12 protein-coding genes are annotated in these 11,963 nt (G+C 72.0%); 6 read left to right on the top strand and 6 right to left on the bottom strand.

What is annotated here, in order from left to right; genetic code table 11:
* Window positions 1–86: 86 nt before the first annotated feature.
* Genes ACZ69Q_RS12670 through ACZ69Q_RS12685 form a run of 4 tightly spaced genes read right to left on the bottom strand, consistent with a single transcriptional unit; the run spans window position 87 to window position 3,590 of the window.
* Entirely contained in the window at window positions 87–518 is a 432-nt protein-coding gene (locus tag ACZ69Q_RS12670) for a MaoC/PaaZ C-terminal domain-containing protein (protein WP_471040801.1), read from the bottom strand.
* A 1-nt stretch (window position 519) separates the two neighbouring features.
* Complete coding sequence (locus ACZ69Q_RS12675) at window positions 520–1,026, bottom strand: FAS1-like dehydratase domain-containing protein (RefSeq protein WP_471040803.1); 507 nt, start codon at window positions 1,024–1,026, stop codon at window positions 520–522.
* A 30-nt stretch (window positions 1,027–1,056) separates the two neighbouring features.
* Window positions 1,057–2,484, bottom strand: a complete 1,428-nt coding sequence (locus tag ACZ69Q_RS12680) for an aldehyde dehydrogenase family protein (RefSeq protein WP_471040805.1) — start codon at window positions 2,482–2,484, stop codon at window positions 1,057–1,059.
* Window positions 2,484–3,590: an AMP-binding protein gene (locus tag ACZ69Q_RS12685; RefSeq protein WP_471040808.1), complete on the bottom strand. Its 1,107-nt coding sequence runs from the start codon at window positions 3,588–3,590 to the stop codon at window positions 2,484–2,486. Before ACZ69Q_RS12685 ends, ACZ69Q_RS12680 begins: the two co-directional genes overlap by 1 nt.
* Window positions 3,591–3,762: 172 nt before the next feature.
* On the opposite strand from ACZ69Q_RS12685, the gene ACZ69Q_RS12690 reads away from it, so the two are divergent.
* The 3 genes from ACZ69Q_RS12690 to ACZ69Q_RS12700 all read left to right on the top strand — a co-directional run bounded on the left by ACZ69Q_RS12690 (window position 3,763) and on the right by ACZ69Q_RS12700 (window position 7,243).
* Window positions 3,763–5,319, top strand: a complete 1,557-nt coding sequence (locus ACZ69Q_RS12690; protein ID WP_471040811.1) for an acyl-CoA carboxylase subunit beta — start codon at window positions 3,763–3,765, stop codon at window positions 5,317–5,319.
* A 131-nt stretch (window positions 5,320–5,450) separates the two neighbouring features.
* Complete coding sequence (locus ACZ69Q_RS12695; RefSeq protein WP_471040813.1) at window positions 5,451–6,161, top strand: ThuA domain-containing protein; 711 nt, start codon at window positions 5,451–5,453, stop codon at window positions 6,159–6,161.
* Complete coding sequence (locus ACZ69Q_RS12700; RefSeq protein WP_471040815.1) at window positions 6,131–7,243, top strand: Gfo/Idh/MocA family protein; 1,113 nt, start codon at window positions 6,131–6,133, stop codon at window positions 7,241–7,243. The genes ACZ69Q_RS12695 and ACZ69Q_RS12700 overlap by 31 nt, the downstream gene beginning before the upstream one ends.
* Window positions 7,244–7,255: 12 nt before the next feature.
* On the opposite strand, the gene ACZ69Q_RS12705 is transcribed toward ACZ69Q_RS12700, so the two are convergent.
* Window positions 7,256–8,734 carry a glutamate-cysteine ligase family protein gene (locus tag ACZ69Q_RS12705; RefSeq protein WP_471040818.1) on the bottom strand — a complete coding sequence of 493 codons (1,479 nt, stop codon included), beginning with the start codon at window positions 8,732–8,734 and terminating at the stop codon, window positions 7,256–7,258.
* 277 nt (window positions 8,735–9,011) lie between these two features.
* Here ACZ69Q_RS12705 and ACZ69Q_RS12710 point away from each other — a divergent pair, with 277 nt between their 5' ends.
* From ACZ69Q_RS12710 to ACZ69Q_RS12720, 3 genes are all read left to right on the top strand, one after another.
* Window positions 9,012–10,181 carry an MFS transporter gene (locus tag ACZ69Q_RS12710; protein ID WP_471040820.1) on the top strand — a complete coding sequence of 390 codons (1,170 nt, stop codon included), beginning with the start codon at window positions 9,012–9,014 and terminating at the stop codon, window positions 10,179–10,181.
* A 69-nt stretch (window positions 10,182–10,250) separates the two neighbouring features.
* Window positions 10,251–10,640, top strand: a complete 390-nt coding sequence (locus tag ACZ69Q_RS12715; protein ID WP_471040823.1) for a VOC family protein — start codon at window positions 10,251–10,253, stop codon at window positions 10,638–10,640.
* Between the two features lie 83 nt (window positions 10,641–10,723).
* Entirely contained in the window at window positions 10,724–11,458 is a 735-nt protein-coding gene (locus ACZ69Q_RS12720) for a maleylpyruvate isomerase family mycothiol-dependent enzyme (protein ID WP_471040825.1), read from the top strand.
* A gap of 24 nt (window positions 11,459–11,482) precedes the next feature.
* Here ACZ69Q_RS12720 and ACZ69Q_RS12725 read toward each other — a convergent pair whose 3' ends face one another.
* Window positions 11,483–11,884: a MarR family winged helix-turn-helix transcriptional regulator gene (locus tag ACZ69Q_RS12725; protein WP_471040827.1), complete on the bottom strand. Its 402-nt coding sequence runs from the start codon at window positions 11,882–11,884 to the stop codon at window positions 11,483–11,485.
* Between the last annotated feature and the right edge of the window lie 79 nt (window positions 11,885–11,963).

Below are 11,963 nucleotides of genomic sequence, written 5' to 3' on the forward strand. Positions count from 1 at the left end.
GCTCCTTTGGTCGCATCAGCCGCCGCGTCGGGCGGCCCCCTGTCTGACGCGGCACCGGCCGGGGCCCGGCGGTGCGCGGTGCGGGCTCAGGCGAGCCGTACGACGGCTCGCGCCCCGGACATCACCTCCAGCCCCTCGAAGCGGGCGCGCAGCCGGATCACGGCGCGGCGGTCGTCCAGCTTCTGCTCGACGACACCCGTGATCCGTACGGTCGCGCCGGCGTCGTCGTCGGGCACGACGACGGGCCGGGTGAAGCGGCGCACGCTGTACTCGACGAGGGCCGAGGGGTCGCCCGCCCAGTCGGTGACGACCCGTACGGCGGCGGCGATGGTGTAGGTGCCGTGCGCGATGACGTCCGGCAGGCCGACGGACTTGGCGATCCGTTCGTTCCAGTGCGTGGCGGTGAAGTCCGAGCAGGCCCCGCAGTAGCGGAGCAGGTCGACCCGCCGCACGGTGATGTCCTGGGCGGGTATCTCGGTGCCGACCTCGATGTCGTCGTGGGCGACCTTGGCTGCCATGTCACGCCTCCTGGGCCTGGAGCGCCGGGGCGGGTGCCGCGGCCGTTTCCCGGGGCAGGGCCGCGGTGCCGCGGGAGAGGATCGTGTTCACGACGGTGCACACGTCCTCGCCGTCCACCGTGCTGATCCGGTGGGTCATCACCCACTGCTCGTGTTCGCCCAGCACGCTCACGTCGTCGACGGTCGTCATCTGCACGAGCCGGTCGCCCGGCCTGATCGGCCTTCGGTGCTCGACCCGTTGGGCCCGGTGCACGCACACCGGTTCCTTCCGCTTGCCGAACTCGGGGTCGTACAGCGGCCAGCCGCCGAAGCGGAAGAAGAGCATGACGGCGAAGGAGGGCGGCGCGATCACGTCCGGGTGACCGAGCGCCCGTGCCGCCTCGGGATCGAGGTAGACCGGATGGGTGTCGCCGGTGCCGATCGCGTAGTCGCGGATCTTCTCCCGGCTGACTTCGTAGACCTCGCTCGGCCCGTGGGTGCGGCCGATGAAGTCGTGGTTCAGTGCCATGTCGCCCCCTGGTGTGCGCTGTTCGGCGGGTCAGTCCCGGATGACGGTCTTGGTCCGCATGAGGAATTCGGCGAGATACCGGTCGTGCGGGAGGCCCGGTCGCATCCAGTACGTCGGGTGGTCGCCGACGTGGACGTTGCTGATGGTCGGCTCGTCGACCAGTTGCCCGAGGAGGTCCTCGTCGTCGGTGAGCGCGGTCACGACGAGGGAGTCGCGCAGTGGTGCGACGCCGTCGGCGCGGGTCCAGGGCGCCACCCATACGCAGGGGAAGCCCAGTTCGACGCCGGTCTGCGGGGCGTCGGCGCGATCGAGCCGGAACACCGCCGGGCGCAGGACGGCGCTGCCGTCGCCCAGGTCGTCGACGATGCCGTCGCCGCCCAGGTGGGCCGTGGCGCCGCGGGCGCTGTGCAGCAGGTATCCCTCGATGGTGCGGGCCGCGGCCAGGGGTTGTACGGGCAGGACGGCCTCGGGGTCCTGCGGCGGCAGGCTCGGGATGGCCGCCAGTCGGGCGGCGAGCGCGTCGGCGACGGCGGCCGCCTCGGCGGGCCCGCCCTCGACGAGGACGGCGGTGGCGTTGACGCAGGCGGTGCCGCCCTCGTCTGCGACCGAGTCGACGATCACGTCCAGGTGGGCTCGCCAGTCCCCGCCCGTGACCAGGATCTTCGCCCGGCCGGGCCCTTGGGGCAGCACCGTGTTGTGTCCGGAGTACTTGCGCACCACGTCGTCGCCGCCGTAGACGAGCGCGAGGTCCGCACCGGCGACGACCGTGTCCGCCACGGTGTGGTCGGTCGGCGTCAGCGCGATGTGACCGGCGCCGAAGCCCGCCTCGCGCAGGGCGGCGACCAGGCGGTGCGGTGTGAACGGCTCGCGCCGCGAGGGCCGTACGACGACCCGGTAGCCGAGGGCGAGGGCCTCCAGCCACAGGGCGTGCACCCCGGGGTGGTTGCCGGCGGCGTGCACGGCGAAGACGTTCCCGCGGCGTGTCCACACCGCGCCGCCGGCCCGGGTCGCGGGGTCCCGCCAGTCGCCGACGGCGGCCTGGGGCCGGGCCTGGAGCACGGTGGTGGCGGCCTGCGCCGCCGCGTCCGCGACGATGCCGGTCGCGGCGCGGACCACGGAGACCGGGAGTCCGGAACAGCGGCTGACCGACTGCCGGTAGGCGTCCGGGTCCAGTCCGCCGACGGTGGCGGAGGCGAACAGCCGGCCGGCCTGCTCCAGTGCGGCGGCCCGCTCGGCCGGCGGCAGCGGATCGGCCGACCGCAGCGCGGCGAGGGCGCGCTGCACGAACAGCGGCGGCACGATGCTGAGTTCGGCGAGCGGCTCACCCGTCACATCGGGCACCGTCAGGCGATTGCGGGCGCGGTAGGGGCCGTTCGCGCCGAACGCGTCGAGCTGAGCGAGCCGCGCGCCCGCGTCCGGTAAGGCGGGTCCCGGGGCCACAGCGGCCTGTCGGGGCATCAGTAGACCCCTTCGATGACGGCCTGGTCGTCGAAGGTGGCCACCGGGCTGACGTCGGCGACCGAGTCGCCCATCTGCCCCTTCGGCGGCCGGATACGGACGGCGGTGTCGCGTTCGAGGTTGTTGGGCAGCAGCATGGCCTTGCTGATGTGGTTCATGACGACCTGGCCGCGCTCGCCGTACGGGACGTTCTCGCCGGTCTCGGGGTCCACGACGGAGAAGGTGATGTAGGGCGCGAAGGGGTCGAAGACGCACCGGTCGTCGCCGGTCGGTTCGATGCGCTCCAGCGAGCCGCCGAGGATCATCGTGCTGCCGTAGGCGCCCTGGAGCTGGATGCCGGGGAAGACCTCGGTGCCGAACAGGTGGCGGGTGTCGGCGTCCATGTGGGCGCCGCCCCACTGGATGTAGCGCACCTTCTCGTTGATCAGCGCGACCAGCCGCTCCTCCTGCGCGAGCCTTTGGAGCAGTGGCGGGGTCGTGATCAGTACGCCGACGTCCTGGGTCTCCAGCAGGAACCCGGCCTGGGTGACCAGGTGGTCGGCGTAGCGTGCGGCGTCCTCGGCGCGGCCCTCGGCGATGGCCTTCTTCACCCAGCGCGGGTCCATGTCGACCGTGAAGAGGATGCCGCCGCTGCGCCGGGCGCCCTCGCGCAGCGCGGCGCCGAAGATGTGCGGGCCGTCGGGCATCAGGGCAAGCCAGTTGACGCCGCGCGGGCAGCCGCGGGCGTCCAGATGGCGCTGGCTGAAGGCGAGCCAGCGCTCCATCCAGTCGGTCGTGCACACGACGCGCTTGGGGGCGCCGGTGGTGCCGCCGCTCTCGTAGATGCCGTACAGGTCGTCAGGCAGCGTGAGGCCGCGCGGGATCAGCTCCTCGACGCGCACGTCACGCAGTTCGTTGACGAGGTTGGGGAACAGCTTCAGGTCGGCGTAGGTCTTGATGTCCGTGAGCGGGTCGAAGTCGAGCTTGCCCGCGCGCTCCAGCCAGAACGGCGAGCCGGTCTCCGGGCTGAAGTGCCACCGCATCGCCGCGGTGATGAGTTCCTCGCCGTCCGGTGTCTCGTCGGCCGGGCAGTCGAGAACCGGGTCCGTGCGGCCGTGGTCCGACATGTGCGTCCTTCCCCAGGGGCATGGCGATCTGCTGCGATTCCACGCTCGCACAGAGTTACATTCCCAGTCAAGGGATGTGCAAACTTTGACGGCGAGTTAGGGTCGATGGGAGCGGATGCACGGACCAGCGCCGGACGGGCCGCCCGTTGGCATCCGCGGACGGGGGAACCACATGCACGCAGACTCCCGCGGCCGGACCGCGGAATTACGCGAGTTGCGCGAGCGGGTGCGGCGCGGACCGAGCGAGAGGGCGACCGCGGCCCAGCACGCCAAGGGGAAGCTGACGGCGCGTGAACGGATAGAACTGCTGCTGGACGCGGGGACGTTCCATGAGACGGAACAGTTGCGGCGGCACCGGGCGCAGGGGTTCGGGCTGGAGAACAAACGCCCGCACACCGACGGCGTGATCACCGGCTGGGGATCCGTCCACGGCCGGACGGTATTCGTCTACGCCCACGACTTCCGCGTCTTCGGCGGCGCCCTCGGCGAGGCCCACGCGCAGAAGATCCACAAGCTGATGGACATGGCGCTGGCCGCCGGTGCCCCGCTCGTCTCGCTCAACGACGGTGCGGGCGCCCGCATCCAGGAGGGCGTCACCGCGCTCGCCGGCTACGGCGGCATCTTCCTGCGCAACACCCGGGCCTCCGGGGTGATCCCGCAGATCAGCGTGATGCTGGGCCCGTGCGCGGGCGGCGCGGCCTACAGTCCCGCCCTGACGGACTTCGTGTTCATGGTGCGGGACACCTCCCAGGTGTTCGTCACCGGCCCGGACGTGGTCAAGGCGGTGACCGGCGAGGAGATCGGCCACGAAGGGCTGGGCGGCGCGGACGTGCACGCCGCGACGAGCGGCGTGTGCCACTTCGCCTACGACGACGAGGAGACCTGCCTCGAAGAGGTGCGGTACCTGCTTTCCCTGCTCCCCGCCAACAACCGCGAGCAGCCGCCGCGGGTGCGGTCCACCGACCCGCCCGACCGGCCGGGCACGGCACTGCTGGACCTGGTCCCCGCCGACGGCAACCGCGCCTACGACATGCGGGCGGTCATCGAGGAACTGGTCGACGACGGCGAGTTCCTCGAGGTGCACGAGCGCTGGGCCACCAACGTCGTCGTGGGTCTGGCCCGCCTGGACGGCCATGTCGTCGGCGTCGTCGCCAACCAACCCGCCAGCCTCGCCGGGGTACTGGACACCCGCGCAAGCGAAAAAGCGGCCCGCTTCGTCCAGATGTGCGACGCGTTCAGCATCCCGCTGGTCACCCTCGTGGACGTCCCCGGGTTCCTGCCCGGCGTCGCCCAGGAGCACGGCGGCATCGTCCGGCACGGCGCGAAGCTGCTGTACGCCTACTGCAACGCCACGGTGCCACGTGTCTCCGTCGTCCTGCGCAAGGCCTACGGCGGGGCGTACATCGTGATGGACTCGCAGTCCATCGGCTCCGACGTGACCTACGCCTGGCCGACCAATGAGATCGCCGTGATGGGCGCGCAGGCCGCGGCCGACGTGATCTTCCGCCGGCAGATCGCCGAGGCCGACGATCCACAGGCCGTCCGGACCGCGCTGGTCAAGGAGTACGCCGCCGAGCTGATCCACCCGTACCACGCCGCCGAACGCGGCCTGGTCGACGACGTCATCGACCCCGTCGAGACCCGCGAGACACTCGTGCGCACCCTGGACATGCTCCGCACGAAGCAGGCCGATCTGCCCTACCGCAAGCACGGCAACCCACCGCAGTAGCCGGGTCTTCGAAGGCCCGCCGGGGCGAAACTTTCGCGTCGTCCCGTGGGCCTTTCCCCTGCGTGAGCGGTCGGCACATAGTGAGGGGGCTGTCTGGCGACGGGGGCGTCCACGCCCCGTGAAGGGACGAGATGACGCGCAAGAACGCCCTGGTGGTCCGAGGCGGATGGGAGGGGCATCAGCCGGTCCCGGCCACCGAACTGTTCCTGCCCTTCCTGCGCGCCAACGGGTACGCCGTCCGGATCGAGGAGTCCACCGACGTCTACGCCGACGCCGCCGCGATGGCCGGCACCGACCTCGTCGTGCAGTGCGTGACGATGTCGCAGATCACCGCCGAGCAACTGGCGGGACTGAGCGCCGCGGTCGTGGCGGGCACCGGATTCACCGGCTGGCACGGCGGGATCGCCGACTCCTTCAGGGCCTCCTCCGACTATCTCCATCTGGTGGGCGGGCAGTTCGCGACCCACCCGGGCAAGGAGCCGTGCGGGCGTCAGGGCGGCCAGGAGGACAACTACCTGCCGCACTCCGTCAACATCACCGAGCTCGGCCGCGAACATCCCGTCACCGCCGGCATCGAGGACTTCGAGCTGCACACCGAGCAGTACTGGGTGCTCCACGACGACCTGATCGACGTACTGGCCACGACGACCCATCCCGTCCGGCCGTGGCATCCCTGGCACCGCCCGGTCACCTCGCCTGCGGTGTGGACCCGTCGGTGGGGCGCCGGACGCGTCGTCGTGACGACTCCGGGGCACAGCCTCGACGTGCTGGAACACCCCGCTGTCCGCACCGTCATCGAAAGGGGCATGCTGTGGGCGACGCGCACCGCATCGGCGTCGTAGGACTCGGCGTCATCTCCCGCGCCTACCTGGACACACTCGTCGGCCACCCCGCCGTACGCGTCACGGCGGTCGCCGACCTCGACGCCTCCCGTTCGGCCGCGGTCGCGGCCGAGGTGCCAGGCGCCCGGGCCATGGGCGTCGAGGAGTTGCTGAGCAGCCCGGACGTGGACACGGTGCTGAACCTCACCGTGCCCGCGGCGCACGCAGAGATCGCCCTCGGCGCGATCGGTCACGGGAAGAACGTCTACGGGGAGAAGCCGCTCACGGCCGAACTCGCGGACGCGCGGGCCGTGTTGGAGGCCGCCGCGAAAGCGGGCGTCGCCGTGGGCTGCGCACCGGACACCGTCCTTGGCACCGGCATCCAGACCGCGCGGGCCGCCGTGGCGGCGGGGAGCATCGGACGTCCCCAGTTCGCGTCGGCGGTGATGGTCACGCCGGGCCACGAACGCTGGCATCCGCACCCCGACTTCTACTACACCGCCGGGGGCGGGCCGCTGCTGGACATGGGGCCGTACTATCTCGCGTCCCTGGTCCATCTGCTGGGTCCGGTGCGAGCCGTGACGGGGGCGGCCGGCCGTCTGCGCGACGAGCGCGTCATCGGATCCGGGCCGCGCGCGGGCGAGCGGATCCCGGTCGAGGTCGACACGCACGTCAGCGGAGTGCTGGAGCACGTCGGCGGGACGCTCACGACGATCACCACCAGCTTCGACGGCGTGGCCACTGCCGCCACGCCGATCGAGGTGCACGGCGAGACGGGCACGCTCGCGGTGCCCGATCCGAACGGCTTCGACGGCGAGGTCCGGCTCTTCGCACTCGGCGACACCCAGTGGCGCACGCAGCCGGTCTCCGCGGGCTACGTCGACGGCGCCCGGGGCATCGGCCTGCTCGACTTCGTCACCGCCGACGCACGGCGAGCGCCCCGGGCCGACGGCGAACTCGCCCTGCACGTACTGGAGACGATGACCGCGCTCCTGCGCTCCGCGGCCGAGGGCCGACGCATCGAGCTGACGACCTCGACGCAGCCGCCCGTCGCCGTACCGCTGACGGCTGCCGAGGAGTGGCGGGGTGCCGTGGCCCGGTGACCGCGGCTCCGGTCAGTCCACCGGCCAGGTGTGGACAGCCGCGTTCAGATGCATGTACTCCATGTACGTCCGGGTCATCCGCCGCAAGGCCTCGTCCCGGTCGGCGGTGCCGGCCTTCTCCAGGTGGTGGACGACCTCCGCCTGCCACAGGGCGCCGTTGCGGGCGGTGAGGCAGCGCTGCTCGATGATGCCGAGCAGGGGTTCGCGCCAGGCCGCGTCCATGCCGGCGAGTTGCAGGCCCCGGTGGGCCTGGGGCAGCAGGCGCCGCAACACCAGTTCCGTGACCGGGACTTCGCCCATGCCGGGCCAGTACAGGCGGGCGTCGATGCCGTCGCGGGCGGCGGTGTGGAGGTTCTCCTCGGCGACCGTGAAGGACATCCGGGTCCAGACCGGCCGGTCGTCGTCGACCAGGGCGCGGGTGAGGCCGTAGTAGAAGGCGCCGTTGGCGATGGTGTCGGAGACGGTGGGGCCGGCGGGCAGGACCCGGTTCTCGATGCGCAGATGGGGGCCGCTGTCGGTGACGGCGTAGACGGGGCGGTTCCAGCGGTAGATCGTGCCGTTGTGCAGGGTCAGCTCGCCCAGTTGCGGGACGCCGCCGCGGTCGTGCGCCTCCTGCGGATCCTCGTCGTCGCACAGCGGCAGCAGGGCCGGGAAGTAGCGCACGTTCTCCTCGAAGAGGTCGAAGACGCTGGTGATCCAGCGCTCCCCGAACCACACCCGGGGCCGTACGCCCTGGGCCTTGATCTCCACCGGACGGGTGTCCGTGGCCTGCTCGAACAGCGGGATGCGGGTCTCGCGCCACAGCTCCTTGCCGAACAGGTAGGGCGAGTTCGCCGCGAGGGCGATCTGTACGCCGGCCACCGCCTGGGCCGCGTTCCAGTAGTCGGCGAAGTCCCGCGGCGAGACCTGGAGGTGGTACTGGGTGCTGGTGCAGGCGGCCTCGGGGGTGATGGTGTCGGCGTACGTCGACAGGCGCTCCACGCCGTCCACGGTGATCCGCAGGTCCTCGCCCCGCGCCGCGAAGATCTGCTCGTTGAGCAGCCGGTAGCGCGGATCGCCGGAGAGGGCGGCCTCGCCCACGTCGGTCTCCCCCAGCGTCGGCAGAATGCCGATCATGATCAGGTGCGCGCCCACGGCGGAGGCGCGTTCCTCGGCGTGGTTGAGCGCGTCCCGGATGGCCTGCTCCCACGCCCCGGGTCCGCCCGTCGTCAGCTCACGCGGCGGGATGTTGATCTCCAGGTTGAAACGGCCCAGCTCGCTCGACCAGGCGGGATCGGCGATGGCCCGCAGGACGTCGGTGTTGCGCATCGCCGGCCGACCGTCGCCGTCCACCAGGTTGAGCTCGATCTCCAGCCCGACCTGCGGCCGCTCGCTCTCGAAGGTCGACTCACGCAGCATCTGCGCCAGCACGTCGAGGCAGGTGTGCATCTTGTCCCGGTACTTGCGGCGATCCTCCCGCGTGAACACCAGGGCCGGCACATCACGTCCCATCGTGCCCTCCCGAGTTCCCTCGGCGGATGTTTCTCGTCCCAGAGTGGCACTTCGGACGGAACCGGGACAGTCAGGGGGCGGCGCAGGTTCGCACGGGCGAGCGGGCGTGCGGCCAGGGCCCCGGCCTCGGCGAGGGCTCGGGCAGGGCTCGGCCCAACTGTTCCGGCCCGCCGCGGATCCCCCCTGCCGCCCACCGCGGATCCCCCTTGCCGCCCGCCGCGCACCCACCTAGCCTGAGTTTGTGCCGCAAATAAACAAAACCCGTAAGCACAATGTCGTGCCGGGTACCAGCAGCGACCTCACCCGTCTGCGTATCGCCATCACCGCCTTCTTCGCCCTGGACGGCTTCCTCTTCGCCGGCTGGGTCGTCCGGATCCCCGCCATCAAGCACCAGACCGGCGCATCCGCCGGCGACCTGGGCCTCGCCCTCCTCGGCGTTTCCGCCGGCGCCGTCCTGACCATGACCCTGACCGGCCGGCTCTGCCGCCGCTACGGCAGCCACCAGGTCACGGTCGTGTGCGCCGTTCTGCTCTCCCTCAGCGTGGCCCTGCCCCCGCTGACCCACTCGGTCCTGGCCCTCGGCGCCGTCCTGCTGGTCTTCGGCGCGGCCTACGGCGGCATCAACGTCGCCTTCAACACCGCGGCCGTGGACCTGGTCACCGCCCTGCGCCGACCGATCATGCCCGGCTTCCACGCGGCCTTCAGTCTGGGCGGCATGGTGGGCGCCGGCCTCGGCGGGCTGGTCGCGGGGGCCGTCTCCCCCACCCGGCATCTGGCGGGCCTCGCCGTCATCGGGCTGCTGGTGACGGCGGTGGCCGGCCGCACGCTGCTGCGCCACGAGCCACCGGCGACACCGGGCCCCACACGCGCGGCGGGCGACACCTCGCACCGCCTGGTCGGCAGGACGCGCACGCTGGTGTTCGTCTTCGGCCTGATCGCCCTGTGCACGGCCTACGGCGAAGGCGCCATGGCCGACTGGGGCGCCCTGCACCTCGAACAGGACCTCGACGCCTCGTCCGGCGTCGCCGCCCTCGGCTACACCTGCTTCGCGCTGGCCATGACCATCGGCCGGCTCAGCGGTACGGCCCTGCTCGAACGGCTGGGCCACGGCCGTACCGTCGTCGCGGGCGGCGCCACCGCCGCGGCCGGGATGCTGCTCGGCTCACTCGCGCCCAGCCTGTGGGCCGCGCTGCTCGGTTTCGCGGTGACCGGACTCGGGCTGGCCAACCTCTTCCCCGTGGCCGTCGAACGCGCGGGCACGCTCGCCGGCCCGAACGGCGTCGCCACGGCCTCCACCTTCGGCTACGGCGGCATGCTCCTCGGCCCGCCCGCGATCGGCTTCATGGCGGACTGGCTCTCCCTGCCCATGGCCCTGACCAGCGTCGCCGTGCTCGCGGCGATCGCCACGCTGATCGGGGTCGCGACCCGGCGCGCGGTGCCGAACTGAGCCTGCCCGACGCGATGTTGCGGGCCCGGCGCGTTGTCGGACCCGCCCGCCGCCGCGGATGATGTGCGGATGGCACGACTCCACGACATCGTCATCGACTGTGCCCGGCCGGCCGCCACCGCCCGCTTCTGGGCGGCCGCCCTCGACGGTTACGCCGTCGCCCCGTACGACGACGCCGAGCTCGCACGGCTGCGGGCCCGCGGAATCGCCGGCCCGGAGGACGACCCCACCGTGCTCGTCGAACCGGTCGGCGGCGGCCCCCGCTTGTGGTGCCAGCTCGTCCCGGAACCCAAGCGCGGCAAGAACCGCCTGCACCTGGACCTGGTCTCCGCCGACCCGGAGAGCGAGCTCGCCCGGCTCACCGCCCTCGGCGCGACCGTGCGGACCCGCCACGAGGACCACTGGGTGCTGGCCGACCCCGAGGACAACGAGTTCTGTCTGTTCCCCACCTCACCCTGAGCGCCCTCACACCCGGGCGAGTTCCGCGGCCCCGCGCAGCCACCCCTCCCGTCGCCCTCACTCCATCCGGCACACTCACCCCCATGGAGACAGCCGGCTTCGTGCGCACCCTGGAGCGAGAGGGTCTGCTGCTGGCCGCGGCCGCCGAGGAGGCCGGGGCGGCGGCCGAGGTGCCGGCCTGTCCGCAGTGGCAGGTGCGGGATCTGGTGCGGCACACGGGGATGGTGCACCGTTGGGCGGCGGCGTTCGTGGCCGGGGGACACACCTCCTACCAGCCGGACGGCGGTCTGCCCGACCTCGACGGAGCGGAGTTGTTCGCCTGGTTCCGCCAGGGCCATCGCCACCTGGTCGACACGCTCGCGGGCGCCCCCGCCGACGTGCGGTGCTGGCACTTCCTGCCCGCCCCGTCGCCGCTGGCGTTCTGGGCGCGCAGACAGGCGCACGAGACGACCGTGCACCGCTTCGACGCACAGTCGGCGCGCGGCGGCACACCGGACGAGGTCGACCCCGGCTTCGCGGTCGACGGCGTCGACGAGTTGCTGCGCGGCTTCCACGCCCGTTCCAAGAGCCGCGTCCGCAGCGCCGAACCCCGGGTGCTGCGGGTGCGGGCGACCGACACGGACGACGCGGTGTGGACCGTACGGCTGTCCCAGGAGCCGCCCGTGACCGAGCGGGGCGACACCGCACGGGCCGACTGCGAGATCTCCGGGCCGACCCACCGGCTGTATCTGTCGCTGTGGAACCGGCTACCCCTCCCGCACGTGAGCGGCGACGCCTCGATCGGCGCGCTGTGGCGGGAGAACTCCGCAGTCACCTGAAGCTGAACCCGCCGCGCAGACAGGTCAGTTCGTCAGCATCCGGGTCAGCACCGAGCGTTGCAGGGGCAGCACCTCACCGTGCAGCGCACGCCCCTTGGCCGTGAGGGCCACCACCACGCCGCGCCGGTCCTGCGGGCACATACAGCGCTGGACGAGGCCGTCCTTCTCCAGCCGGGCGATCAGCCGGGACAGCGCGCTCTGGCTGAGATGGACCCGCTCGGAGATCTCCTGCACCCGGAACGACGAGCCGCTGCCCGAACCGCCGCGCGCCGAGCCGTCGGCCAGGACGTCCAGGACCTCGAAGTCGCTCGCGCACAGGCCGTGTTGATGCAGTGCGCGGTCGAGTTCGCACTGGGTGCGCGCGTGCAGCGCCAGGATATCCCGCCACTGGTCCACGAGCGCCTGCTCGGCCTTCTTCGCCGCCATGGGCGCACCGTAGCAGAAATCCGGGATCATTGCAGCCGCATTAAATGTACTTGCATCTCATGCATACGCATGTAGTGTC

Source organism: Streptomyces sp. NPDC036764 (assembly GCF_055609385.1).

Coding starts and splice junctions, on each gene's coding strand:
- ACZ69Q_RS12670 (WP_471040801.1), bottom strand. CDS start 518: ATGGCAGCCAAGGTCGCCCACGACGACATCGAGGTCGGCACCGAGATA.
- ACZ69Q_RS12675 (WP_471040803.1), bottom strand. CDS start 1,026: ATGGCACTGAACCACGACTTCATCGGCCGCACCCACGGGCCGAGCGAG.
- ACZ69Q_RS12680 (WP_471040805.1), bottom strand. CDS start 2,484: ATGCCCCGACAGGCCGCTGTGGCCCCGGGACCCGCCTTACCGGACGCG.
- ACZ69Q_RS12685 (WP_471040808.1), bottom strand. CDS start 3,590: ATGTCGGACCACGGCCGCACGGACCCGGTTCTCGACTGCCCGGCCGAC.
- ACZ69Q_RS12690 (WP_471040811.1), top strand. CDS start 3,763: ATGCACGCAGACTCCCGCGGCCGGACCGCGGAATTACGCGAGTTGCGC.
- ACZ69Q_RS12695 (WP_471040813.1), top strand. CDS start 5,451: ATGACGCGCAAGAACGCCCTGGTGGTCCGAGGCGGATGGGAGGGGCAT.
- ACZ69Q_RS12705 (WP_471040818.1), bottom strand. CDS start 8,734: ATGGGACGTGATGTGCCGGCCCTGGTGTTCACGCGGGAGGATCGCCGC.
- ACZ69Q_RS12715 (WP_471040823.1), top strand. CDS start 10,251: ATGGCACGACTCCACGACATCGTCATCGACTGTGCCCGGCCGGCCGCC.
- ACZ69Q_RS12720 (WP_471040825.1), top strand. CDS start 10,724: ATGGAGACAGCCGGCTTCGTGCGCACCCTGGAGCGAGAGGGTCTGCTG.
- ACZ69Q_RS12725 (WP_471040827.1), bottom strand. CDS start 11,884: ATGGCGGCGAAGAAGGCCGAGCAGGCGCTCGTGGACCAGTGGCGGGAT.